This is a genomic window from Microbacterium sp. PI-SA-G, from assembly GCF_057215335.1.
In genome coordinates this window covers 3527606-3551526 of sequence record NZ_CM170103.1, presented here as the reverse complement: position 1 = coordinate 3551526, position 23921 = coordinate 3527606, and the positions used below count along the sequence as shown (strand labels likewise).

Annotated in this window: 19 protein-coding genes; 5 read left to right on the top strand and 14 right to left on the bottom strand. The window is 71.2% G+C overall.

Annotation, left to right across the window (positions count from 1 at the left end):
• The first annotated feature begins 19 nt into the window (after positions 1-19).
• Positions 20-1573 (top strand): dolichyl-phosphate-mannose--protein mannosyltransferase, encoded by a 1554-nt coding sequence (locus AC2D10_RS17575; RefSeq protein ID WP_484709476.1) that lies wholly within the window; start codon positions 20-22, stop codon positions 1571-1573.
• Positions 1574-1604: 31 nt separating this feature from the next.
• Here AC2D10_RS17575 and AC2D10_RS17570 read toward each other — a convergent pair whose 3' ends face one another.
• The 5 genes from AC2D10_RS17570 to AC2D10_RS17550 all read right to left on the bottom strand — a co-directional run bounded on the left by AC2D10_RS17570 (position 1605) and on the right by AC2D10_RS17550 (position 7480).
• A complete protein-coding gene (locus AC2D10_RS17570; protein ID WP_484709474.1) occupies positions 1605-2990 on the bottom strand; it encodes an amino acid permease in 1386 nt (461 codons plus the stop codon).
• Positions 2987-4789 (bottom strand): thioredoxin domain-containing protein, encoded by a 1803-nt coding sequence (locus AC2D10_RS17565; RefSeq protein ID WP_484709473.1) that lies wholly within the window; start codon positions 4787-4789, stop codon positions 2987-2989. The genes AC2D10_RS17570 and AC2D10_RS17565 overlap by 4 nt, the downstream gene beginning before the upstream one ends.
• Positions 4790-4836: 47 nt before the next feature.
• On the bottom strand, positions 4837-5406 hold the full coding sequence (gene msuE / locus AC2D10_RS17560; RefSeq protein ID WP_484709472.1) for an FMN reductase: 570 nt from the start codon (positions 5404-5406) through the stop codon (positions 4837-4839).
• Positions 5407-5475: 69 nt separating this feature from the next.
• The gene (locus AC2D10_RS17555) at positions 5476-6312 is read right to left on the bottom strand and encodes an aldo/keto reductase (RefSeq protein ID WP_484709470.1); all 837 of its coding nucleotides are present in this window, start codon (positions 6310-6312) and stop codon (positions 5476-5478) included.
• 10 nt (positions 6313-6322) lie between these two features.
• Positions 6323-7480 carry a heparan-alpha-glucosaminide N-acetyltransferase domain-containing protein gene (locus AC2D10_RS17550; protein WP_484709469.1) on the bottom strand — a complete coding sequence of 386 codons (1158 nt, stop codon included), beginning with the start codon at positions 7478-7480 and terminating at the stop codon, positions 6323-6325.
• A 62-nt stretch (positions 7481-7542) separates the two neighbouring features.
• On the opposite strand from AC2D10_RS17550, the gene hrpA reads away from it, so the two are divergent.
• Complete coding sequence (gene hrpA, locus AC2D10_RS17545; protein ID WP_484709466.1) at positions 7543-11520, top strand: ATP-dependent RNA helicase HrpA; 3978 nt, start codon at positions 7543-7545, stop codon at positions 11518-11520.
• Positions 11521-11570: 50 nt separating this feature from the next.
• Entirely contained in the window at positions 11571-12515 is a 945-nt protein-coding gene (locus tag AC2D10_RS17540; protein WP_484709463.1) for an NADP-dependent oxidoreductase, read from the top strand.
• A 9-nt stretch (positions 12516-12524) separates the two neighbouring features.
• Here the strand turns inward: AC2D10_RS17540 and AC2D10_RS17535 are convergent, their stop codons facing one another.
• From AC2D10_RS17535 to AC2D10_RS17500, 8 genes are all read right to left on the bottom strand, one after another.
• Positions 12525-13145, bottom strand: a complete 621-nt coding sequence (locus AC2D10_RS17535) for an alkylhydroperoxidase domain protein (protein WP_484709462.1) — start codon at positions 13143-13145, stop codon at positions 12525-12527.
• Positions 13142-13732 (bottom strand): CMD domain protein, encoded by a 591-nt coding sequence (locus AC2D10_RS17530; RefSeq protein ID WP_484709460.1) that lies wholly within the window; start codon positions 13730-13732, stop codon positions 13142-13144. The genes AC2D10_RS17535 and AC2D10_RS17530 overlap by 4 nt, the downstream gene beginning before the upstream one ends.
• Positions 13729-14796, bottom strand: coding sequence for a putative FMN-dependent luciferase-like monooxygenase (locus AC2D10_RS17525; protein WP_484709459.1), 1068 nt, complete (start codon positions 14794-14796; stop codon positions 13729-13731). The genes AC2D10_RS17530 and AC2D10_RS17525 overlap by 4 nt, the downstream gene beginning before the upstream one ends.
• Entirely contained in the window at positions 14793-16421 is a 1629-nt protein-coding gene (locus AC2D10_RS17520) for a dipeptide ABC transporter ATP-binding protein (RefSeq protein WP_484709457.1), read from the bottom strand. The genes AC2D10_RS17525 and AC2D10_RS17520 overlap by 4 nt, the downstream gene beginning before the upstream one ends.
• Entirely contained in the window at positions 16418-17314 is an 897-nt protein-coding gene (locus AC2D10_RS17515) for an ABC transporter permease (RefSeq protein WP_484709454.1), read from the bottom strand. Before AC2D10_RS17515 ends, AC2D10_RS17520 begins: the two co-directional genes overlap by 4 nt.
• On the bottom strand, positions 17311-18279 hold the full coding sequence (locus AC2D10_RS17510) for an ABC transporter permease (protein WP_484709451.1): 969 nt from the start codon (positions 18277-18279) through the stop codon (positions 17311-17313). The genes AC2D10_RS17515 and AC2D10_RS17510 overlap by 4 nt, the downstream gene beginning before the upstream one ends.
• Positions 18280-18295: 16 nt before the next feature.
• Entirely contained in the window at positions 18296-19930 is a 1635-nt protein-coding gene (locus AC2D10_RS17505) for a TIGR04028 family ABC transporter substrate-binding protein (RefSeq protein WP_484709450.1), read from the bottom strand.
• 145 nt (positions 19931-20075) lie between these two features.
• Entirely contained in the window at positions 20076-21464 is a 1389-nt protein-coding gene (locus AC2D10_RS17500) for an NtaA/DmoA family FMN-dependent monooxygenase (RefSeq protein WP_484709448.1), read from the bottom strand.
• A 104-nt stretch (positions 21465-21568) separates the two neighbouring features.
• Here AC2D10_RS17500 and AC2D10_RS17495 point away from each other — a divergent pair, with 104 nt between their 5' ends.
• Together AC2D10_RS17495 and AC2D10_RS17490 are read left to right on the top strand one after the other, a co-directional pair.
• A complete protein-coding gene (locus AC2D10_RS17495) occupies positions 21569-22564 on the top strand; it encodes a Gfo/Idh/MocA family protein (RefSeq protein ID WP_484709447.1) in 996 nt (331 codons plus the stop codon).
• Positions 22557-23549, top strand: coding sequence for an NYN domain-containing protein (locus AC2D10_RS17490; RefSeq protein WP_484709444.1), 993 nt, complete (start codon positions 22557-22559; stop codon positions 23547-23549). Before AC2D10_RS17495 ends, AC2D10_RS17490 begins: the two co-directional genes overlap by 8 nt.
• Positions 23550-23615: 66 nt before the next feature.
• Here the strand turns inward: AC2D10_RS17490 and AC2D10_RS17485 are convergent, their stop codons facing one another.
• Positions 23616-23909 (bottom strand): Dabb family protein, encoded by a 294-nt coding sequence (locus AC2D10_RS17485; protein WP_484709443.1) that lies wholly within the window; start codon positions 23907-23909, stop codon positions 23616-23618.
• Positions 23910-23921: the final 12 nt, after the last annotated feature.

The window sequence follows — 23921 nt, the reverse complement described above, 5'->3', positions numbered from 1 at the left end:
CGTTGTCTAGGCTGGACCGGTGACCGCTCCCGTGCCTCTGCTGCCCGCTCCTGACGCACGGCTGACACGGTACGGACAGTGGCGGGATCGACTCGTCGACGACGCGCGGTCAAGCCGCGTCATCCGCTGGCTGGCTCCGCTTCTGGTCACGGCGCTGGCTGCGGTCCTGCGCCTGGTGAACATCGGCCACCCGCATCAGCTCGCCTTCGACGAGACCTACTACGTCAAAGACGCGTGGTCGCTGTGGACGCTCGGCTACGAGGGCACGTGGGGCGAGAACGCCAACGAGGCCTTCATCACCCTGCGCGACCTGCCACTGTCGGAGACGGGATCGTTCATCGCGCATCCGCCGCTCGGCAAGTGGCTGATCGCGCTGGGCATGGCCGTCGGCGGACCCGACGACAGCATGGGATGGCGGCTGGCGACCGGGCTGCTCGGAACCGCATCGGTGCTGTTGGTGTTCGTCATCACGCGCCTGCTCACCGGATCGATCGTCACCGCGACCGTCGCGAGCACGCTGCTGGCCGTCGACGGGCTCAGCATCGTCCTGAGCCGGATCGCCCTGCTCGACGGCATCCTGACCTTCTTCCTCCTGCTGGGCGTGCTGTTCCTGCTGCTCGACCGTCGGCGCACCCTCCCGCTGCTCGAGCGTCTCGACCCCGACTCCCCCGACCCGCTCTGGGGTCCGGTGCTCTGGCGACGCCCGTGGCTGCTCGCCGCAGGCCTCGCACTCGGTGCAGCCTGCGCGGTCAAGTGGTCGGGGCTGTATGCGCTCGCCGTCTTCGGCCTGTACGTCGTGGTGACCGATGCGCTGGCACGGCGTCGGCGCGGAGTGACGCTCTGGCCCACCGATGCGGCGTTCCGCCAGGGTCCGGTCTCGTTCGTGCTGCTGGTCTTTCCGGCGCTCGCGGTGTACGTGATCAGCTGGACCGGATGGTTCGTGACCGCCGGCGGCTACGACCGGCAGAGCGACCCGAATCCGCTGGTGGCGCTCTGGAAGTACCACCAGTCGATGCTCGGCTTCCACGTCGGCCTCAACAGCGGGCACCCCTACGCCAGCGCGGCCTGGGAGTGGCCGTTCCTGCTGCGCCCCACCGCGATCTGGGTCGGGTCCGATGCGAAGGACTGCGGCGTGGACCACTGCATCGCCGTGATCACCAGCGTGCCGAACCCGTTGATCTGGTACTTCGGCGTCGCCGCCGCCGTGTTCCTTCTGTACCTGCTCGTGCGGGGATGGGTGGTGCGACGCCCGGTCGGCCCCGAGGTCAGCCTGCCGCTGGTCGGCCTCGCCGCCACCTACGTGCCGTGGCTGCTGTTCCCCGAGCGCACGATCTTCCAGTTCTACACGGTGGCGATGATGCCGTTCCTCGTCATCGCCCTCGCCCTGGCGCTGCGAATCATCGCCGGGCGTCGCGAGGATCCGCTGCCCCGGCGACAGGCCGGCGAGCGCACCGTGATGATCTTCCTCGCGGTCGTGCTGCTGGTCTCGGCGTTCTATCTGCCGCTGTGGACCGGGATGAGCGTGCCGTACGACTTCTGGCGCCTGCACAACTGGCTGCCGGGCTGGATCTGACCTCGCGGATCAGCGTTGTGATCGCGTGCGGTCAGTGCTCGGCGGGCCGAGTGAGGCGCGCGACCACGACCAGCGCCGCCGTGAGTCCGAGCGTGAGCAGCAGCTGCACACGGGCGCCCGGGTCCATCATCGCCAGCGTCATCACTCCGGCCAGCAGGGCGAGACACAGCCACGACAGCCAGGGGAACCCCCACATGCGCATCGGCAGGGACTCCCCCGCCCGGTCGGCACTCCGACGAAGGATCAGCTGCGACACCGCGGTGGCCGCCCAGATGATGAGGATCGTCGACCCGACGACGTTGAGGAGCGCCGGCAGCACCACGTCGGGGAACGCCCCGTTGAGCCCGACGGCGACGAAGCCGAACGAGACCGACGACAGCACGGCCACAGACGGCACGCCCGCGCCGCTCGTGCGCGTGATGAGCTGCGGTGCGAGCCGACGCTCACCCAGCGAGAAGGCCATGCGCGATGCCCCGTAGATGTTCGCGTTCATCGCCGAGAGCAACGCGATCACCACGATGAGCGACATCACCAGATCGACGCCGGGCAGCCGGAGCGTGGCGAGCACGGCCGAGAACGGGCCGTCCTGCACGGCCGGGGCATCCCACGGGAGCACGGCCACGATCACGAAGATCGAGCCGAGGTAGAACACCAGGATGCGCACGAGCACCTCGCGCACGATGCGGCGGATGTTGCGGGCGGGGTCATCGGACTCGGCCGCCGCGATCGCGACGACCTCGGTGCCCCCGAACGCGAACATCACGATCAACAGCGCCGCCGCGACACCCGTGATGCCGTTCGGGGCGAAGCCGCCGTTGTCGACAAGGTTGCCGATCCCGCTCGCGGGCACGCCGGGGATCAGACCGACGATCGCACACACGCCGACGACAAGGAAGGCGATGATCGCCGCGACCTTGATCGCCGCGAACCAGAACTCGAAACGGCCGTAGTTGCGCACCCCGAACAGGTTCACCGCCGTGAGCGCCACCACGAAGACCAGCACCCAGAGCCACGCCGGCACCCCGGGCACCCAGCCGGCGATGATGCCGGCGGCACCCGTCGCCTCCGCGGCGATCACCACGACCAGCTGGATCCAGTACAGCCACCCGACCGCGCTGCCGACGCTGCGCCCCATCGCCTTCTGCGCATAGGAGCTGAACGCCCCGGAGCTGGGACGAGCGGCCACCATCTCGGCCAGCATCGCCATCACGAGGATGACGATGACGCCCGCGACGAGGTACGAGACCAGCACCGCAGGGCCCGCGAGGGCGATCGCCTGACCCGAGCCGACGAACAGCCCGGCGCCGATCGCCCCGCCCAGGCCCATCATCGAGATCTGGCGACGCGTCAGCCCCGGGTGCAGCCCCCGGGTGGTGGCGGTGGCGGTCGACTCCGCCGATATCGCTGGACCCGTCATCGCTGGACCGGAACGGCTGCGGGGTCGCTCACCGGCAGGTGGCAGACGAAGGCCCGGCAGTCGAACGCCCGCTCCGACGCCTCGGCCTTGCCTTCGAAGAGCTCGAAACCGGCGGCGGCGAAGTCGCGCGCCTGCGCGGGAGTCACCACGGCCGTCACATCGGTGTCGGCACGGCGGGCCGCGGCGGCGAGGGCTCCGCGCGGGGCATCGGTCACCACCACGAGCTGCCGTGGCGGGTCGACGAGTCCGGCCGCGACCTGGAGCAGGGTGCCGTGGGCGAAGGGCTGCTCGGATGCCCGCGTGGCGTGCTGGCGCACGATCCGCACGGCGGTGTCGCGATACTGCTCCCCCGCGCCCAGGCGCCAGGCGGCGAGCGCGGCGGCGGCCAGGGCCGAGGCCCCGGAAGGCAGATCGCCGTCGGTCTGATCCGGCGACGCGGCGATGCCGTGCTGCGTCAACAGCGGATCGAGGCGGCCACCCTGCAGCGCTTCGTCGAGGAGGTCGCGGGCGGTCGACGCCCACGCGGATCCGCCGGTGGCCACCGCGAGCGCGAACAGGCCGTCGGCCAGCAGCCCGAGGTCAGCGGCGGTCGCGATGGCGGTCGATGCCGCGCCGTCGAGCGATGCGCGCACGAGTGTGCCGTCGGGTCCCCGGTTGTGTCGCAGCACCGCCTCGGCGGCGGATGCCGCGGCATCGATCCACTCGGGCCGACCGAGCGCCGACCCTGCCCGCGCGAGCGCGCCGATCGCCAGGCCGTTCCACGCGGTGATCACCTTGCCGTCGACGGCCGGGGGCGCAAGCGCCGCACGGTCGTCGGACGAGCGCAGGTAGTAGCCGCCCTCGCTGCGCTCACCGTCGATCCACGACTCCGAGTCCTGGGCCGCGCCGAAGCCGCCGCCCTCGCGCTGCAGCACCGCCAGCAGGAAGCGGGCGATGCCCCGAGCGGTGTCGTCATCGCCGTCGGCGAGCGCCGCATCGAGCAGCTGGGCGTTGTCGGTGAGCATGCGTTCGTAGTGCGGCACCGACCAGTCGCGCTGGGTCGCGTAGCGGAAGAAGCCGCCGTCGACGTCGTCGAGCAGGGCGGAGTGCGCCATGGCCGCGAGTGCACGGTGGGCGGATGCCGCGGCATCCGGAGCCTCGCGTCGCACGAGCGGGGTCTGCAGGAAGCGCAGGCTGGAGGCCACCGGGAACTTCGGCGCACCGCCGAAGCCGCCGTACTGCGCGTCTTCCCGCGCGGCGATCGCCTGGGCTGCGGCGGCGATCACCGATGCGGCTGGCAGCTCGGACGGCGTCGATTCGGCCGCGCGCGACAGCGCTTCGGTCACTGCGTCCGCCGACTCCTCGGCCTGCGCACGGCGTAGCGTCCATGCCTCGCCCACCGCGGCCAGCACCTCACCGAAGGACGGCAGCGGGGCGCGCGCCACCGGAGGGAAGTAGGTGCCGGCGTAGAACGTGCGACCCCGCGGCGTCGCGAACACCGTCAGCGGCCATCCGAGATTCTGCGTGAAGGCGGAGGCCGCGGCCATGTAGGCGCCGTCGACGTCAGGGTGCTCCTCGCGATCGACCTTCACGGCCACGAAGCCGGCGTTGATGACCGCCGCGGTCGCCGGATCGGCGAACGACTCGCGCGCCATCACATGGCACCAGTGGCACGTGGAGTAGCCGATCGAGATCAGCAGCGGCACGTCGCGGCGCTGCGCCTCGGCGAAGGCCTCCGGACCCCACGGGAACCAGTCCACCGGGTTGTCGGCGTGTGCGCGGAGGTAGGGACTGAGCGTGTCGCCGAGTCGATTGGTCATCCCTCAACGCTACGCCCCGGGCGGCTGGTGAGCCAGCGGGCGCGGGCTCAGCCGACGAGCAGATCCACGGGGCGCGACGCGGCGTAGCCGACCAGGGGCAGTGCCCGCTCGGCGGCGAGGGCGATGCGTGCGTGCAGCACCTCGGATTCGATTACGTAGCCGGCGAAGTCGGTGTCGCTGGCGTACACGCCGATCGGCAGCGTGAGCGCCTGGAAGAACGCGAACAGCGGGCGCAGCTGGTGCTCGATGATGAGGGCATGGCGTTCGCCGCCGCCGGTCGCGGCCAGCAGCACGGGCTTGCCGACCAGGTCGTACTGACCCACGAAGTCGAACAGATGCTTGAAGAGCCCGGTGAAGGACGCGCGGTACACGGGGCTGCCGACGATCAGCAGGTCGGCGGTCTCGATCGCGCGCAGCTTCTCCTCGATCGACGGCGGCAGCTGGTCGCGACGCAGCGCGCCGGAGAGCTGAGGACCGATCTGCGTGAGCTCGATCACCTCGAGATCGACCTCGGCGCGCTCGGCGACGGCCGCCGCGATGGCGCGGACGAGGGCGGTGGTCTTGCTCGGCTCGTGCAGGGATCCTGACACGGCCACGACGCGGTAGCGAGCTGTCATGCCTTGAACGTACTCACGACGACGCCCCGTGTCGCGGAGAGCGACACGGGGCGTCATGTGGACCGGAGGTCAGTTCACGTCGTCGGGGTGCGAGCCCACACGACCCGAGCCGTCGAGGGGGTCGAGCGCGTCGATCGCGGCGATCTCGGCGTCGGTCAGCGTGAAGCCGAAGACGTCGAGGTTCTCGCGCAGACGCTCCGGGCGCACCGACTTCGGGAAGACGATGATGCCCTTCTGCAGGTGCCAGCGCAGCACCGCCTGTGCGGGCGTGACGCCGTGCGCCTCAGCCGCCGCGGCGACGGCGGGCGTGCCGAAGAGGTCGTACTTGCCCTGGCCGAGCGGGCCCCAGGACTCGATCTTGATGCCGTGCTCGGTGGCCCAGGCGACCACGTCGCGCTGCTGGTACGCCGGGTGCAGCTCGATCTGGTTGATCGCCGGCGTGACGCCGGTCTCGGCCACCACGCGCTCGAGGTGCGGCACGAGGAAGTTCGAGACGCCGATGCTGCGCGTCAGCCCCGCGTCACGCAGTTCGATCAGCTTCGTGAACGCGTGCAGGTAGTCGCCGATCTCGGGCGCGGGCCAGTGCACGAGGTAGAGGTCGACCGCGTCGAGGCCGAGCTTGCCCAGGCTCTCGCTCATCGCGGCGTTCGGCTCGTCGCCGTGGTGGCGGTCGTTCCAGAGCTTGGTGGTGATGAACAGCTCGTCGCGCGCGATGCCCGACGAGGCGATGGCCGCGCCGACGCCCTCTTCGTTGCCGTAGATGGCCGCGGTGTCGATGTGGCGGTAGCCGATCTCCAGCGCCTGGCTGACCGCCCGCTCGGTCTCTTCTGCGGGCACCTTGAAGACGCCGTAGCCCAGCTGGGGGATCGAATTTCCGTCGTTGAGTTCAAGTGCAGGAGTGGTCATGTCGTCCAGCCTACGACCGGCTGCCGACACGCGGGGTCGCCGCCATGGCCGACGCGGCGTGCCCGACCAGTCGCTCCAGCGGCCCCCGGCCGATGAACGCCGACCACACGGTGCAGCCCACGATCAGCATCAGCGAGAGCCCTGCCCAGACCCCGTTGTTCACGAAGGATGTCGCTGGCCCCCAGATCAGGGCGAGCGCGACGATGTGCGCGGTGTATGCCGTCAGCGGCATGGAGCCCAGCGCGCCGAGCGGGAGGAACACCCAGCGCAGCGGCCTGCTGAGCAGCAGACACAGGGCGATCACGATGAGCGCGAAGCCGCCCGACCCCAGGATCTCGGCGGTGCCACCGCTGTGGGCCTCGACGGCGAAGAACGCGACGACTGCTGAGCCCAGCGGATCGGTCGCCGCGAGCGCCTCGGGGTAACCCGCCCATCCGGCGGCGCTGATGCCCTTCTCCGCCGACCCGGCGTCTCCGATGCCGATCGCCTGCCCGAGCGCGCCCAGCCCGTAGCCGGTGACCGCGAGCACCACGCCGACCCCGAGCGTCACCGCGGCGGTGCGCATCGTCTCGACGTGCAGGCGCCCGAGCGCCATGCCGGCCAGCACGATCGCCAACCACGCCGTGATCGGGTAGCTGCCGTACAGCGCGAACCCCACACCCGCACCGTACGGATACAGCGCCAGTGCGCCGATCACCGCCAGCAGGGCCGGCCCGGTCAGCGCGAGCACCGCGGCCGCGATGAGGAGCTGCCGCGGACGCCACCGCAGGAACGGGATGACGGCGACGTACAGCAAGCCGTAGAGGGTGAGGATGACGGCGATCGAGGTGCCCAGCATCTCGAGCGCGAGCCCGATCACGAAGATGACGGCGCCGCGCCCCACCAGGTTCAGCCGGATGCTCGGCATCCGCTCGGGGCCGGGGATGGTGCTGCGACCGGTCATCAGCGCGATCGAGATGCCGGCCAGCACGGCGAACAGGATGGAGGGGCGCCCGTGCACCACCTCGGTCCAGTTCGTCGGATCCGACCAGGTGAACGTCTCGGTCTCACCGATGTGCGCGCCCGCCATGCCGAGGACCGCGAGCCCGCGGGCGACGTCGAGACCGAGGATCCGCGGTGCCCGTCCGAACTCGTGGAACCAGCGCAGGGCGGGGAGGGGATCGCTCATCCGTCGATCGTAGGTCAGCGTCTCGTGCGTACGGCTCGAATACCGGCATACGATGGAGGGCTATGTCTTCCCCCGTGATCTCGTACCCCCCGGAGCTGCCGGTCAGCGCCGCTCGTGCGGAGATCGCCGACGCCATCCGCGACAACCAGGTCGTCATCGTGGCGGGTGCGACCGGGTCGGGGAAGACCACGCAGCTGCCCAAGATCGCGCTCGAACTCGGGCGCACGAACATCGCGCACACGCAGCCCCGCCGACTGGCCGCCCGCACGATCGCCGAGCGCATCGCCGAGGAGCTGGAAGTCGAGCTCGGCGGACTCGTCGGCTACAAGGTGCGCTTCACCGACAAGGTGTCGGACACCACGCGCATCGCGCTGATGACCGACGGCATCCTGCTCAACGAGATCCACCGCGACCGGCTGCTGCGCCGCTACGACACGATCATCATCGACGAGGCGCACGAGCGTTCGCTCAACGTCGACTTCCTGCTGGGCTATCTCGCCCGCATCCTGCCCGAGCGTCCTGACCTGAAGGTCATCGTCACCTCGGCGACCATCGATCCCGCGAGCTTCGCCCGACACTTCGCCAGCCCCGGGAACGGAAGCGGGGCTGAGCCGACACCGGCCCCCGTGATCGAGGTCTCGGGCCGTACGTATCCGGTGGAGATCCGGTACCGGCCGCAGATCGACGAGGCCACCGGTGACGACGACGACGCCGCCGCGGGCAACACCGCCGAGGCGGAGGAGCAGGACGAGGTCTCGGCCATCGTCGCGGCGCTGCGCGAACTCGACCGCGAGGAGCCGGGCGACGTGCTCGTCTTCCTGCCGGGCGAGGCCGAGATCCGCGACGCGGCCGACGCGGTGCGCGGCGCCTACGCGTCGCACCGTTTTCCCACCGAGGTCCTGCCGCTGTTCGGACGCCTCTCCGCCGCCGACCAGCACCGCGTGTTCGAGCCCAGCCGCGTGGCCGGCGTCCGCCGGCGCGTGATCCTCGCGACCAACGTCGCAGAGACGAGCCTGACCGTCCCGGGCATCCGCTATGTGATCGACACCGGCACCGCTCGCATCTCGCGCTACAGCAACCGCTCGAAGGTGCAGCGGCTGCCGATCGAGGCGATCTCGCAGGCGTCAGCGAACCAGCGGTCGGGCCGCGCCGGGCGCACGAGCGACGGCATCGCCATTCGTCTGTACTCCGAAGAGGACTACGCGCGGCGTCCCGAGTACACCGAGCCCGAGATCCTGCGCACCTCGCTGGCGTCGGTGATCCTGCAGATGCTGTCGCTGGGGTTCGGCGACATCACGGCGTTCCCCTTCCTCACTCCCCCGGACTCGCGCGGAGTGAAGGCCGCGTTCGACCTGCTGACCGAGCTGGGGGCGGTGGAGCCCTCGCGGCGCGACGAGTCGCCGCACCTCACGCGCGTCGGCCGTGAGATCTCGCGCATGCCCATCGATCCGCGATTCGCGCGCATGGTCATCGAGGCCGGTCGTCTCGGAGTCACCGACGACGTGCTGCCCATCGTCTCGGGCATGACGATCCAGGATGTGCGGGAGCGGCCCGAGGACCGCCGCGAGCAGGCCGATCGCATGCACGCGCGCTTCGCGGATCCGACCAGCGACTTCCTCACCCTGCTGAACCTGTGGAACCACCTGCGCGAACAGCAGCGCGAGCTGGGCTCGAGCGCGTTCCGTCGCCTGTGCCGCGCGGAGCACCTCAACTACGTGCGTGTGCGCGAGTGGTTCGACGTGCACCGTCAGCTGCGCTCGCTCCTGTCCGGCCCGAAGAGTCGGGGCGATGGTCCTCCGTCGAGCGTCGGAGCCGCCGAGGGCGCCGCGGACCCGGACGCCATCCACCGGGCCCTGCTCTCCGGCCTGCTGTCGCAGATCGGTCTGCTCGACGAGCGCACCGCACCGTCCGGTGCCGCGCACTCTCCGGCGAAAGAGAAGGGACGCCGCGTCACCGAGTACCGCGGCGCCCGCGGCATCCGCTTCTCGATCTTCCCCGGCTCGGGCCTGCGCAAGAAGAGCCCCCGCGCGGTGATGTCGGCCGAGATCGTCGAGACCTCGCGCACCTTTGCCCGCACGGTCGCTGCCATCGACCCCGCGTGGGCCGAGCCGCTGGCGGGCGACCTCGCCAAGCGCCAGGTGACCGAGCCGCACTGGTCGAAGGATGCCGGGGCCGCCGTCGCGTACGAGAAGGTGACGCTGTTCGGGCTCGAGATCATCCCCCGTCGACGCGTGCAGTTCGCGCGCATCGACCGCGCCGCCTCGCGCGAGCTCTTCGTGCGGCATGCACTCGTCGAGGGCGAGTGGGATCCGAGTCGCCTCGACAAGCGGGTGTCGGCGTTCTGGCGCAGCAACGCCGAACTGCGCAAGCGCCTCGAGAAGCTCGAGGAGCGTGAGCGTCGCCGTGACATCCTCGCCGGCGACGAGGCGGTGTTCCGCTTCTACGACGCGCGCATCCCCGCCGACGTGTTCGACGTGCGCTCCTTCGAGACCTGGTGGCGTGAGGCGCTCGCCGCGACGCCGAAGCTGCTCGCCATGCGCGAGGCCGATCTGATCGACGACGACGGACGCGCCGACCAGAACGAGTTCCCGACCCGGTGGACGCAGGGCGACCAGGTGCTGGGGCTCGCGTATCGCTTCGAGCCGGGCGCGGCAGATGACGGGGTCAGCGTGGTCGTGCCCCTCGCCCTGTTGGCGCAGGTGGCCGACCGCGGGTTCGACTGGCAGGTGCCGGGGCTGCGCGCCGAACTCATCACCGGACTGCTGCGCGCGCTGCCCAAGGCCATCCGCCGACACGTGGTGCCCGCGGCCGACTGGGCCGACAAGTTCGGCGCCGAGCTCGCGGGCGAGGGACCCGAATCGCACGGCGGTCTCCCCCCGCGCACGCTGAAGGACGCACTGGCCCGGCTCATTCAGCCGCTGGCGAATCAGCTCGTGTCGGCGGCCGACTTCGAGAACGACCGGGTGCCCGCGCACCTGCGCATGAACTTCCGCGCCGTCGACGAGCGCGGCAGGGTCGCCGGCTCCTCCCGCGACCTCACCGCGCTGCAGACCGAGCTCTCCGACCGGGCCCGCAGCAGTGTCGCGCGTTCGATCGCCGCGCCCGTCCGTCCGAAGCCCGGGTCGACCGCTCCGACGGCCGCCCCCATCGCGATCGAGCAGGACGGACTCACCGCGTGGACGTTCGGCGACCTGCCCGAGGTGCTCGACACCCGCGTCGCCGGCGGCGTCGTGCGCGGGTACCCGGCAGTCGTCGACCAGGGCAAGACCGTCGCCGTGCGCGTGGAGTCCACGGCCGACGCCGCGGCCGCCGCGACCCGAAACGGCGTTCTGCGGCTCGTGCTGCTCGGAGTGCCCTCCCCCTCGTCGTATGTGCAGCAGCATCTGACCAGCGCCGAGAAGCTCGCTCTCGCGGCCTCGTCGTATCCGTCGGCGGCGGCGCTGATCGAGGACTGCCGCGCCGCGGTCGCACGACGGGTGATCGACGCCGAGACCGCCACCGCCGGCGAGGGACAGCGCGGAGTGATCCGCACCGCCGCCGAGTTCGCCCGCGTGCGCGACGCCGTCTCTGTCACGCTGGTCGACGAGCTGTTCGCGTGCGTCTCGCTCGTCGCCCGCATCCTGACCCTCTCGCGCGATGTGGAGCGCGGCATCAAGTCGCAGAACTCGCTCGCACTGCTCGGGCCGCTCAACGACATCCGCACGCAGCTGACCGCCCTGCTGCATCCCGGCTTCGTCTCGGCAGCGGGCATCGACCGGCTCGCGCATTTCCCGCGCTACCTCGACGCGATGCGCGACCGGCTCAAGACGCTGGCAAGCGAACCGGGCAAGGACCGCACGCGCATGAGCGAGTACGAGCGCATGGCGAAGGTCTACGAGGACGCCGGAGGGGTGATCCCGCTGCCGAAGGACGCCCCGCCCGCGCTCGTCGAGACCCGCTGGCTGCTCGAGGAGTACCGGGTGAGTGTCTTCGCGCAGCGCCTCGGCACCGCGCAGCCGGTGTCTCCGCAACGCATTCAGAAGGTGCTCTCGGGACGCTGACCTCCGGGCGGAACCGGGCGCCGACGCGGACCCGCGAGTAGCCTGGATGCATGGCTCGCGCGATCGTGTACACCGAAATCGGCTCTCCCGACGTCCTCCACTTGACCGAGATCCCCGACCCCGTCGCCACCGACGGCGAGGTCGTCGTGCGGATCGAGGCGGCGGGCGTGAACCCCATCGACGCCAAGATCCGCGGCGGCAGACGCCCGTCGCCGCCCATCACCGAACCGCGTCCGGTCGGCTTCGACGGCGCGGGGGTCATCACCGAGGTCGGCGCCGGCGTCGAGGGCTTCGTGGTCGGTGACCGCGTCGCGATCCGCGATGCGCACGGCACGTACGCTTCGTCACTCGCGATCACTCCCGACCATCTCGCTCTGCTCCCCGACGCGGTCACCGCGGCCGAGGGGGCGGCCATCGGCATCCCGGCCGGCACCGCGTACCAGTCGCTGCGCTCGTTGGGGGTGAGCGAGGGCGACGTGCTGCTGGTGCACGCCGGCTCCGGCGCGGTCGGCCAGGCGGCGGTGCAGTTCGCCGTGGCCTGGGGTGCGACCGTGATCGCCACCGCGAGCGAGGCACGGCACGAGCAGCTGCGCGACCTCGGCGCGATCCCCGTCGCGTACGGAGACGGCCTGCAGGAGCGCGTCGAGCAGGCCGCCCCGGACGGCGTCACCGTGGCGCTGGACTGCGCGGGCACCGACGAGGCGATCGAGGTCTCGCTCGCCCTGGTCGCCGACCGCGAGCGCATCGCGACGATCGTGCGCGGACCCGATGCCGCGTCGTTCGGCATCCGCGCGTTCTCCGGCGGCGCTCCCACCCCGCTCACCGACGAGGAGCAGGCGTGGCGTGCCGAGGCGCTGCCCGAGACGATCGCGCTGCTGGCCGCGGGCGACTTCGTGATCGAGCTCGGACCCGAGCTGCCGCTCGCCGACGCGGCGCGGGCCCACGAACTCGTCGAGGCCCACGCCGCATCGGGCAAGATCGTCCTGATCCCCTGATCCCCTGACTCAGGCCGGGGCGACCGCGCGGCCGATCGACAGCATCAGGCGGTTGGCCCAGTTGAAGAACGCGGCGCCGTGCACCAGATCGGCGATCTCGAGATCGTCGAGGCCCGCTGCCCGTAGCCGGCCGATGTGCTCCTCGTCGAACGTGCCCGGGGTGTCGGTGAGGGCGACAGATGCCGCGACGATCGCGTTCCACCGCTCCCCCAGATCTGCGTCCACACCCTCGTCGAGCAGCAGATCGACGTCGTCGATGCGCTTGCTGTGGTGCGCCGCGAACCGCGCGTGCACCGACGCGCAGAACACGCAGCCGTTGCGACGCGAGGCCGCCGTGGCCGCCAGCTCGCGCTCGGCGCGCGGCAGCCCCTCGGCGACGTTGTAGAAGATGTCTTTATCGACCAGGGTCCTCGCCTTCAATACCTCGGGGTCGCGGGCGAGCAGACGGAAGTAGTCGTTCTTGGCCCGGGCCGCGTCGACCAGCCCGTCGTAGTGGCGCTCGGTCAGCTCGTCCTCGGCCAGCGGCGCGAGATGAGGGGTCCAGCCGACCTCGGCCCGCGTGAAGTCGTGCGGGTGCGCGGCGTCGGTGTGCCGGAGCTCTGCTGCCGTGCTGGTGCTGGTGCTGGTCATGCTGCCACCTCCCGGGAGAGCACCTGGAGCCCGGCGACGACGCGCTGCTGGAAGGCGAGGAACGACACCAGCTGCGAGAGCGTGATGATGCCGTCGGCGCTCCATCCGGCGTCGAGGAGCCGGCCGAGGTCGGCGCCTGCGGCTTCGCGGGGCCGCAGCACCAGCAGGTGCGTGTGCGTCAGCGCCGCGGCGAGACGCTCGCCCAGCACGGTGACCGCGGTGTCAGTCGGTGCGTAGCGCAGACCGTCGGTGTTCTCGCTCTGCAGACCGAGTTCCGTGTAGGCGCCGAAGGGACCGGCGACGGCGGATGCAACGGCCTCGGCCTGCACGACGGCGGCGCGCTCGGGATCGGCGTCGGTGGCGCGCGCGGCGTAGAACGCGGCGGTCGCATCGAGCGGACCGGCGAGGGCCGTTGCGAAGGCCGCTACCAGTTCGCGTTCGGCCTGCGTGACGTGCGCAGTGGAGACGGGCTGGAACAGCGCGTCGAAGCTGGCCTGCAGCTGCTCACGCGTGACCGGGCGGCGGCGGCGCAGTTGGTCGAGCTCCGGCGTCACCTCCAGGATCTGGTCGACGATGTCGTGGCTCATGCGTTCTCCTTCAGGGTCAGTGATGGGTTCGGGGTCGGGTTCGGGTTCGCGGTCGGAGTCTGGTCGAGCGCGTAGCCGAGCGCCGGGGCGACCTCGGCGGCGAAGAGCTCGATCGACCTCAGCACGTGCGCGTGCGGAGCATCCACCGAGTGCACCTGGAACGCCACCTCGGTGGCGCGCGCCAGCGTCGTGTCGGCGGCGAGTGATGCGGCCACCTCCTCGGGCGTTCCCAGGTGCGTGTCGAGGGCGACGATGAGCTCGTCGAGGGAGTCGCCGGGAATGGTCTGGCCCTGGCGACGGAAGCCCGCGGCGGCGCGACGCAGCCCCACCTCGGCGAAGCGCAGCGCCTCGTCGCGATCGTCGGCCACGAACACCGTGCGCGAGGCCGTGATGCGCGGGGCGACCCCGGCCGGCAACGCGGCGAGGTAGGCGTCGATGATGGGGTCCTGCAGCGCCGAGAGCGGGGCGTGGAGCGACTCGACCGGGCGGGGCTGCGTGCGCGAGAGCAGCAGGCCGTGTCCGTGCACGCCCGCGCGGTGTCCGCCGGGGGCCGAGAACGTCGCCTGCCACACACGCTCGGCGAGGCCGGCGGAGTCGGGATACAGCGTGTTGCCCGCACCGACGTCTCGCCCGGTGAGCGCGTCGAGCAGCACGCCGAGCTTGCGGTCGTAGGTCGCGGCCTTGTGGTTCACGTCCTCGCCGAAGGGCACGAACGACGACGGGGTCCCGCCGCTGCCGAGCCCGAGATCGAGGCGTCCGGCGGCGAGCAGGTCGGCGACCGTGGCATCCTCCGCCACGCGCACCGGATCCTCCAGCGACAGGGTGATCACCCCGGTGCCGAGGCGGATGCGCGTGGTCTGCGCCGCGACGTTCGCGAGGAACACCAGCGGCGACGGCAGACCGCCCTCCGCGGCGTGGAAGTGGTGCTGCGCGACCCAGGCGCGACCGATGCCGTGGCGCTCCGCGTGCTGGATCTGCGCGGTCGCGAGGGCATAGCGCTCGGCGGGTGCGGCGTCGTCGAGCAGGCGCGTGAAGAATGCGACTGTGGGGGCGGGACCGCTCATGAGGGAACCTCCGTTCGGCCGGGGACCGCGGCGAGCAGCTCCCGGGTGTAGTCCTGCTGCGGGTCGCGGAAGAGCTCCTCGGTGGCGCCCTCCTCGACGATCCGCCCGCGGCGCATCACCGAGACCGTGTGGCTGATGCGGCGCACCACGGCGAGGTCGTGCGAGATGAAGAGATAGGTCAGTCCGAGCTCGGACTGCAGCGACGTGAGCAGTTCGAGGATGCGCGCCTGCACCGTGACGTCGAGGGCCGACACCGCCTCGTCGAGCACCACGATGTCGGGGTCGATGGCGAGCGCGCGGGCGATCGCCACGCGCTGACGCTGACCGCCCGACAGCTCCCGCGGCGTGCGCTGGGCGACGTCGGCGGGCAGCGACACGCGGTCGATGAGCGCCAGTGCGCGGTCACGCCGCTGCTGCCGCGACCCCTCGCGGAAGTTCTGCAGCGGCTCCGCCACGATGTCGACGATCTGCTGGCGCGGGTCCAGCGAGGCGAACGGGTTCTGGTAGACGAGCTGGATGCGGCGGCGCAGCGTGCGCAGTCGCTCACCCGAGGCCGTGGTGACGTCGGCCCCCGCGACCTCGATCGTGCCGGCATCAGGCTTCTCGAACCGCGTCACCAGGCGTGCGGTGGTGGTCTTGCCCGAGCCCGACTCCCCCACGAGAGCATGCGTGGTGCCGCGCCGCACGCGGAACGACACGTCGTCGACGGCGCGGAAGCGCTCGCGCCCCGCGACGGCGAACTCCTTCACCAGCGCGTCGGCGACGATGGCGTACGGGTTCTCGGCGGCGACCGCGGCCGCGTCGCGCAGGAACGGCGGCGCCTCCGGGCGGCGGAATCCCGTGGTGAACGCCGGGGCGTCGGCGAGCAGCTGGCGCGTATAGGCATCGGTCGGGGCGTCGAGCACCGCGGCGCTCGGCCCCCGCTCGACGATGCGTCCGTCCTTGAGCACCACGAGCTGCTGGGCGCGGTCGGCGGCGACACCGAGGTCGTGCGTCACGAGCAGGATGCTGGTGCCCTCCTCACGCCGCAGCTCGTCGAGCAGGTCGAGCACGCGCCGCTGCACGGTGGCGTCGAGGGCGCTGGTGGGCTCGTCGGCGATCAGCAGCCGCGGGCGCAGGGCGATCGCGGTGGCGATCAGCACGCGCTGGCGCATGCCTCCCGACAGCTCGTGCGGGTACTGGCGCACCCGCAGCTCAGGATCGTCGATCCCCACCCGGTCGAGCAGCTCGATCACCCGGGCGCGACGCGAGCGACGGTCGCGGTGCCCGTGCAGGCGCAGGATCTCTTCGACCTGCGCCCCGATCGTGCGCACCGGGTTCAGCGAGGTGGTCGGATCCTGCGGCACGAGCCCGATCTGCGGACCGCGGATGCCGCGGAGCGCGCGGTCCGACCAGCCCGAGATCTCCAGCTCGCCCAGGCGCACGCGCCCGCCGTCGACCGCGCCGCCGGCGGGCAGCAGCCCCAGCAGCGCATGCGCCGTGGTCGACTTGCCGGACCCCGATTCTCCGACGAGCGCGAGCGTCTCGCCCTCTCCGATGACGAACGACACCCCGTGCACGACGGCGCGTCGGCCGGTGCGGTTGGCGTACGAGACCTGGAGTCCGTCGACGGTGAGAACACTCATCGGACATCCCTTCCGATGCGATGGCTGATGCGGTTGGCGCTGAGGACGACGGCGACGACGACGAGTCCGGGCAGGGCGGTGAGCCACCACGCGGTGCCGACGTAGTTGCGGCCCTCGGCGATCAGCAGGCCCCACTCCGGCGTGGGCGGCGGGGCGCCGTAGCCGAGGAAGCCGAGCGTCGAGATCGCCAGGATCGCGGTGCCGAACTGCAGCGCCGCGAGCGCCACGATCGGGGTGAGCGAGTTGGGCAGCACGTGCCGCCACAGCACCGCGACGAACGTCGCCCCGCTGCCGTACGCGGCCTCGACGTACTCGGTCCGGCGCACCCGGGCGACCTCGGCCCGCATGAGCCGGGCGAAGGCGGCGACGCTGCCCAGGCCCACGGCGATCGCGGCGTTCACGGTGCCGAACCCGAGCAGGATGATCACCGACAGCGACAGCAGCAGCCCCGGGATCGCGAGCAGCACGTCGACGACCCGCATCAGGACGTCGTCGAGCACGCCGCCCACCGCTCCGGCGACGGCGCCGATCAGCGTGCCGAGCGCGAGTCCGACCGTCACGGCGATCAGCGCACCCGAGAGCGAGTGCACGGTGCCGTGGATCACGCGGCCGAACAGGTCGCGACCGAGGGTGTCGGTGCCGAACCAGTGCGCAGCGCTCGGGGCGAGCAGCTTGTCGACGGGGGTCCCGGTCAGCGGGTCACCCGGTGCGAAGAGCCCGGGCACGACGGCCCACAGCACGGCGAGCACGACGACGGCGATCGCGAGATACAGGTCCCACGGCTGGCGGCGGCGGGTGCGGCGGTGTGATGACGGCACCGCGGAGGCATCCTCCGGAGCGGCATGCGGCACCGGAGCCCGGTGATCCACCGGAACAGGCGTGACTGCGGTCATGCGGGCACCTCCTGAAGAGCGCGAGGACTCGTGGCATGAGCGATGCGGCGCTGGCGCGGATCGATGAGCGGGGTGACCAGGTCGACCGCGAAGCTGATCAGCACGAAGCCGAGCGCCGACAGCAGCACGACGCCCTGCAGCACGGGGATGTCCTGGTTGGCGACCGCCTGCTCCGTCAGGCGCCCGATGCCGGTGCGGCCGAACACCGTCTCGGTGACGACGGCGCCGCCCACGAGCTCGCCGAACAGCACCCCCGCGATGGTCAGGGTCGGCAGCGCCGCGTTCCGTGCGACCGAGCGGGTCAGCACCCAGACCGGCGGGGCGCCCTTGGCACGCACCACGGTGATGAACGGCTGGGCCTGCACCTGATCGACCGCCCGCACCAGCACCTGGGCCAGCGGCGCCGAGATCGGCACCGCCAGAGTGAGCACCGGCAGGATCAGGCCGCTCACCGGATCGGCGCCGACGATCGGCACCCACCCGAGACCGAAGGAGAACACCTGGATGAGCAGGATGCCGAGCCAGAACACCGGCACGGCAACGAAGAGCCCCGGCACCTGCCGCAGTCCGTCGCGCAGCCACGCGAAGGGAGCGAGCGACGACAGTCCCGCGATGAGCACCGCGATCAGCAGCGCCACGACGAGGCCGAGCGAGGCCAGCAGCAGGGTCGAGGGCAGCGCCTCGGCCAGCATGGTCAGCACCGGGGTGCCGAACTGGGTCGAGTAGCCGAAGTCGCCGCCGAGGAAGCCGAGCCCGGCATGCAGGTACTGCTGCCACCAGGGCAGGTCAGCGCCGTAGGTGGCGCGGATGCCGTCGAGCTGCTCGGGCGTCAGCCCCAGGCTCGGGTCCGAGAACTTGATCAGGATGGCGTCGCCCGGCAGCAGCTGCAGCAGGAAGAAGGTGGCCGTGAAGGCCGCGATCAGAACGATCGCGGCCTGTCCGGCTCGTCGGAGGACGAAGAGCATCACATCTCCCGGTCGCTCAGTGCTCGGCCAGCCACACGCCGGAGAAGGTCGGACGACCCACCGACTCGAAGGCCACGCCCTGCACGTACGTCGCGGTGCCGTAGACCTGCGGCTCCTCGAAGAGCGGGATCACGTAGGCCTGCTCGGCGATGTAGTCCTGCACGGCCTGCGAGGCGGCGATGCGCTTGTCGGCGTCGGGCTCGGATGCCACGGCGAGCAGCAGCGCGTCGAGCTCGGCGTCGTTTGAGATCAGCGTGTCGCGGTTCTTGGTGAAGAACTGGCTCTTGATCACATCGAGGTCCGCGCGGCCGACCATCGAGTGATAGAAGCCGGTCTTCAGCGGATCGCGGGTGTCCTCGGCGTAGCTCCCCGCGTCGCCCGGCTTGACCGTGAGCTCGACGCCGACCTTCGCCAGCTGCTGGGCGATGAGTTCGAGCGTCTGCTTCGACAGCGGCTGCGGCTTCGCCTCGTAGACGGTGATCGCGAGGCGCTCGCCGTCCTTCTCGCGGATGCCGTCGGATCCCGGCGTCCATCCGGCCTCGTCGAGCAGCTTCTCCGCCTTCTTCGGGTCGTAGCCGTAGTGCTCCGACTCGTCCTTGTAGCCGAGCGCCTCGGACGAGAGCACCGACGTCGCCACCGGGTAGTTCTCGGTGAACAGCGTGTCGACGACCTCCTGCGCGTCGACCGCGGCCACGAGCGCCTGGCGCACGCGGATGTCGGCCAGCAGTGGGTTGCTCGGACGCAGGCTGATCGCGTTGTTCACGCCGCGGGTCTGCGGGGCGTGAAGCGTGAAGCCGGCGCTCTCGACGCGGTCCTCGTCGAACGCCTGCACGTAGCGGACGTAGTCGGCCTGTCCGGCGAGCAGCGAGCCGATGCGCACCGAGTCCTCGGGTGTGACCAGCACGTGCACGGCGTCGACGTAGGCGCGGCCCTGGTTCTCGGCGCTCTCGGGCGCCCAGCCGTAATCCTCGCGCGCGGTGAGGGTGTACTCGGTGCCGAGCTTCTCGTCGGTCACCGTGAAGGGTCCGGCACCGATGATCTCGGCCGCGTTGCCGGCGCCGAAGTCCTCGATCGTGCCGTCGAGAGTCTCGGGCGAGAGCAAGCCCGAGTTGATGGTGGAGGTCGCCTGCAGGAATCCGGGTGCCGGCGCCGAGAAGCGGAACGTGACCGTGTCGGCGTCGACCACCTCGCTGCCGGCGTAGTTGTTGATCGCCTCGGAGACGGTCAGCCCGCGCTCGGCGTCGCCGAGCCCGTAGGTGTCGAAGTTCTTCTTCACGGCAGCGGCGTCGAGCACCGTGCCGTCAGAGAAGGTGACGTCGGGCTGCAGGTCGAACGTGTACTCGGTCGCGTCGGCGTTCACGGTCCAGTTCGTGGCGATCCACGGCTCGATCTCGAGAGACTCGGGGTTCTGCCACGTGAGGCGGGCGGCGATGTTGTTGACGATGCCGCCGTTGGGGTAGAAGCCGGCCTGCGGCGGATAGAGGTTCGTGTAGGTCTGGTGCTCGAGATAGGTGAGCGTTCCGCCCGTGACGGGGTCGCCGGCGGCGTCCGGCGCGTTCGCCGGAGCGGGCGAGGTGGCGCAGGCGACGAGACCGGCGGCCATCACGAACGGGAGCGCGAGGGCTGCGGCGCGGACGATGCGGCGGTTCATTCGAGGGCCTCCTGAAGGGCTGTGGAGCGGGCTGTGGAGCGGGCTGTGGTGCGGGCTGTGATGCGGGCTGTGTAGATCACGGTAGAGACGCGCTCGGGGTGTCGCCGGGTGCATGTCACGGGCCGACGCGTCGCGTCATGCGGCGTCATGCAAGGGCGGGCTCGACCGCGGTCTCGGCCACGCCGAGGCGTTCGCGCAGGGTCGCGCCGTCGCGTCCGAGCAGTCCGCGGCGTCGTAGTTCGGGGGCCGCGAGGCGGGTGAACGCCTCGAACTGCGCCGGCTGGAACGCCGAGAGCACGTTGAAGCCGTCGGCCGCTCCCGCGTCGCGCCACGTCTCGAAGTGGTCCGCGATGGCGGATGCATCGCCGACGACGAACGCGGCCGGTACGGCGTGGGCGGCGACCAGATGCCGCCAGGTGACCGCCGACCCCGACTCACCCGCAACACGCAGTCCGGCGATGCGGGCGAGACGCTCGATCAGGGCGGTGCCGTCGGCGCCCAGTCGCTCCGCCTCCGCCGCGGTCACCGGGGTGTCGAACGCGGCGGACCGCAGCGGGTCGTCCGCTGCCACGCCCAGCGCATCGGCCAGGGCCGCGACCGTCCGGTTCGGCGGGAACGCCGTTCGCGCGATCTGATGGCCTTCCGCGAGCGGCACGAGGGCGAGCAGGCGCTCGACGATCCGATGCGCGTCGGCGTCGGTGTCGGCGACGACGGGAAGCACGGGGGCGATCACCTTCACCGTCTGCGGCGAGCGCCCAGCGTCCGCTGCGAGGTCGTGCAGTGTGCGGCGCACCGCGATCGCATCGGCCAGGGTGGGGGCAGCGATCAACGCGAGGTCGGCCTCGGTCGCCGCGAGTGCCCTCGACCGCGGCGAGGTGCCCGCGTGCACGATCGGGATTTGCCCCTGCGGTGGTCTGGCCACGTTCAGCGGTCCGGTCACGCCGAGGTGCGCGCCCCGCAGGTCCGCTGCGCGCAGGCCTTGCGGGTCGATGAGCACGCCGCGCGCGGCATCTGCGATCCAGGCGTCCTCGCTCCACGAGTCCCAGAGCCTGCGCAGCGCGGTGACGAACTCCTCGGCGCGGTCGTAGCGGCTGACGTTGTCGGCGTGCGCATCGCGGCCGTGGTTGCCCGCGGCTCGCGGCTCGGCGCCGGTGACGAGGTTGATCCCCGCGCGACCCCCGGTGAGCACGTCGAGCGATGCCAGCGACCGCGCGGTCGTGTACGGGTCGGCATAGGTGGTGTTCACGGTGGCGATCAGCCCGATGCGCGAGGTGAGGCCGGCGAGGAACAGCACCGCGCTCACCGGGTCGATCCGCGCCAGCAGATAGGGGTCGCGGAACTCGAGGTCGGGGCCCGTGGCCAGCCAGTCGCCGAAGAAGAGGTAGTCCAGACCGGCGTCCTCCCCCGCCCGGGCGACCCGGCGCAGGATGCCGGCGTCACGAGCCGGATCCCGGTGCGCGCCCTCCTGTCGCCACCCGGAGGGATACGCGCCGAGGGTGCGCACCATGGCGCCGATGATCAGGGGTTCGCTCATGCCGTCACGCTACGAAGGACCGTGAGGTGCGGCCAGGCGATCGATGCCGGGCGTCACGCGATGCAACAGACCGTCACACGGGCTCCACCCCCTACGCTGAGATGATGACTGGTCTTCGTTGGGGAATCCTCGCGACCGGCGGCATCGCCGGCGCCTTCGCATCCGACCTGCGCGTGGCAGGGCTCGATCTCGCGGCCGTCGGGTCGCGATCTCAGGAGTCCGCCGACGCCTTCGCCGCCCGTTTCGACATCGCGCGGGCGCATCCGTCCTATGAGGCGCTCGTCTCCGATCCCGAGATCGACATCATCTACGTGTCGACGCCGCATCCGATGCACCACGAGAACGCCCGTCTCGCCCTCGAGCACGGAAAGCATGTGCTCGTCGAGAAGGCGTTCACGCTGAACCGGGCCGAGGCCGAGGACCTGCAGCGTCTCGCCGCCGAGAAGGGCCTTCTCGCCATGGAGGCGATGTGGACCCGGTACCTGCCGCACATGGTGCGCATCCGCGAGATCATCGCCGCCGGAACGCTCGGCGAGATCCGTGCCGTCACCGCCGACCACACGCAGCTGCTGCCGTCCGACCCGACGCACCGGCTCAACGACCTCGCCCTCGGCGGCGGCGCCCTGCTCGACCTCGGCATCTACCCGATCTCCTTCATCTGGGACATCCTGGGCGCGCCCACCGACATCCGCGCCGTCGCACGCCTGGTCGAGACCGGCGCCGACGCCGAGGTCGCCACGGTCATGACGCACGAGGGCGGCGCGATCTCCACGAGCCTGTCCTCCTCGCGCGCAGCGGGCCCCAACGCCGCGAGCATCATCGGCACCGACGCGCGCATCGACATCGACCGGGTCTGGTACTGCCCCACCACGTTCCGCGTCGTGCAGCCCGACGGCACCGTCGTCGAGGAGTACACCTCCGAGGTCGACGGTCGCGGCATGCAGTATCAGGCGCTCGCCGCCGAGCGGCTGGTGCGCGAGGGCAAGCCCGAGGGCGACATCCTCCCGATCGCCGAGAGCGTGGCCATCATGGGGACGCTCGACGAGATCCGCGCGCAGATCGGGGTGCGCTACCCCCGCGAGGAGGCCGACCGTGGCTGATCCCAATGCGACCCGCGTCGCCGTCTACCTCGACTTCGACAACATCGTCATCTCCTGGTACGACCGCGTGCACGGCCGCAATGCGTACGGCAAGGACCGCCAGCGAATCGCCGAGAACCCGAACGACCCCGAGGTCGCCGAGCGTCTGAGCCGCGCGATGATCGAGGTCGGCGCGATCATCGACTACGCCGCCTCTTTCGGCACCCTCGTGCTCACCCGCGCCTACGCGGACTGGTCATCGCCGGTCAACGCCGTGTACCGCTCGCAGCTCGTGGCCCGCGCGGTCGACCTGGTGCAGCTGTTCCCCGCCGCCGCGTACGCGAAGAACGGCGCCGACATCCGTCTCGCCGTCGATGCGGTCGAGGACATGTTCCGCCTTCCCGACCTCACCCACGTGGTGATCGTCGCGGGCGACAGCGACTACGTGCCCCTGGCCCAGCGCTGCAAGCGCCTGGGGCGCTACGTGATCGGCGTCGGCGTGGCCGGCTCGACCGCGAAGTCCCTCGCCGCCGCGTGCGACGAGTTCGAGGCCTACGATTCGCTGACCGGCGTCGTGCGCCCGAGCAAGCCCGCCATCGTGGTGCCCGAGACCGTGCCGACCGTCGCCGAGCCGGCCGACGCCACCGGCAGCGCCGACAGCGCGGAGAACGGTGACGCGGCCGTCAAGACGAAGGCCGCACCCCGCACCCGCCGCGCCAAGACCGCTCCGCCGAAGGTCGAGGAGCCGGTCGAGACCAAGCTCGACGAGCAGGGCGAGGCGACGCAGCTGCTCGAGCGCGCGCTGCGCCTCGGACACGACAAGGCCGACGCCGACGAGTGGCTGCACAGCTCCGCGGTCAAGACCCACATGCGCCGGATGGATCCGTCGTTCAGCGAGAAGGCGCTCGGCTACCGCTCGTTCTCGGACTTCCTGAAGTCACGCGACGAGATCACCGAGCTCGAGGAGACCGGGCACGAACGACTGGTGCGTCTGCGCGAGCGCTGAGCGCGCGCCGGCTCCGCGAAGCCCCGGTTCACTCCACGAACCTCGGCTCACTCCACGAACCTCGGCTCATTCCACGAAGTCGTACTCCTGGAATGACGTGACCTCCGGCACCCACCGCTCCGACACGAAGGCGCGGTGGGCCGGATGCCGGTCGTACGCGTCATACGCGGCCTGATCGGCGAACACCATCGAGAACTGGTGGGTGAGGTCGCTCTTCGCGCTCACCTGGCGACGGATCGTAAACCGCTCCACGCCGGGGATCGAGGTGAGGACCGCGTGAGCGGTGGCCAGGAACTCGCGTTCCTCGGCCGATCCGTCGGGGTGCCCGAGGCGGAAGACGACGGTGTGCTGGATCGGCATGGGGTTCCTGTT

Coding starts and splice junctions, on each gene's coding strand:
- AC2D10_RS17530 (WP_484709460.1), bottom strand. CDS start 13,732: ATGAGCCACGACATCGTCGACCAGATCCTGGAGGTGACGCCGGAGCTC.
- AC2D10_RS17550 (WP_484709469.1), bottom strand. CDS start 7,480: ATGAGCGATCCCCTCCCCGCCCTGCGCTGGTTCCACGAGTTCGGACGG.
- AC2D10_RS17495 (WP_484709447.1), top strand. CDS start 21,569: ATGACTGGTCTTCGTTGGGGAATCCTCGCGACCGGCGGCATCGCCGGC.
- msuE (WP_484709472.1), bottom strand. CDS start 5,406: ATGACAGCTCGCTACCGCGTCGTGGCCGTGTCAGGATCCCTGCACGAG.
- AC2D10_RS17515 (WP_484709454.1), bottom strand. CDS start 17,314: ATGACCGCAGTCACGCCTGTTCCGGTGGATCACCGGGCTCCGGTGCCG.
- AC2D10_RS17505 (WP_484709450.1), bottom strand. CDS start 19,930: ATGAACCGCCGCATCGTCCGCGCCGCAGCCCTCGCGCTCCCGTTCGTG.
- AC2D10_RS17565 (WP_484709473.1), bottom strand. CDS start 4,789: ATGACCAATCGACTCGGCGACACGCTCAGTCCCTACCTCCGCGCACAC.
- AC2D10_RS17555 (WP_484709470.1), bottom strand. CDS start 6,312: ATGACCACTCCTGCACTTGAACTCAACGACGGAAATTCGATCCCCCAG.
- AC2D10_RS17540 (WP_484709463.1), top strand. CDS start 11,571: ATGGCTCGCGCGATCGTGTACACCGAAATCGGCTCTCCCGACGTCCTC.
- AC2D10_RS17520 (WP_484709457.1), bottom strand. CDS start 16,421: ATGAGTGTTCTCACCGTCGACGGACTCCAGGTCTCGTACGCCAACCGC.
- hrpA (WP_484709466.1), top strand. CDS start 7,543: ATGTCTTCCCCCGTGATCTCGTACCCCCCGGAGCTGCCGGTCAGCGCC.
- AC2D10_RS17485 (WP_484709443.1), bottom strand. CDS start 23,909: ATGCCGATCCAGCACACCGTCGTCTTCCGCCTCGGGCACCCCGACGGA.
- AC2D10_RS17535 (WP_484709462.1), bottom strand. CDS start 13,145: ATGACCAGCACCAGCACCAGCACGGCAGCAGAGCTCCGGCACACCGAC.
- AC2D10_RS17525 (WP_484709459.1), bottom strand. CDS start 14,796: ATGAGCGGTCCCGCCCCCACAGTCGCATTCTTCACGCGCCTGCTCGAC.
- AC2D10_RS17510 (WP_484709451.1), bottom strand. CDS start 18,279: ATGCTCTTCGTCCTCCGACGAGCCGGACAGGCCGCGATCGTTCTGATC.
- AC2D10_RS17570 (WP_484709474.1), bottom strand. CDS start 2,990: ATGACGGGTCCAGCGATATCGGCGGAGTCGACCGCCACCGCCACCACC.
- AC2D10_RS17500 (WP_484709448.1), bottom strand. CDS start 21,464: ATGAGCGAACCCCTGATCATCGGCGCCATGGTGCGCACCCTCGGCGCG.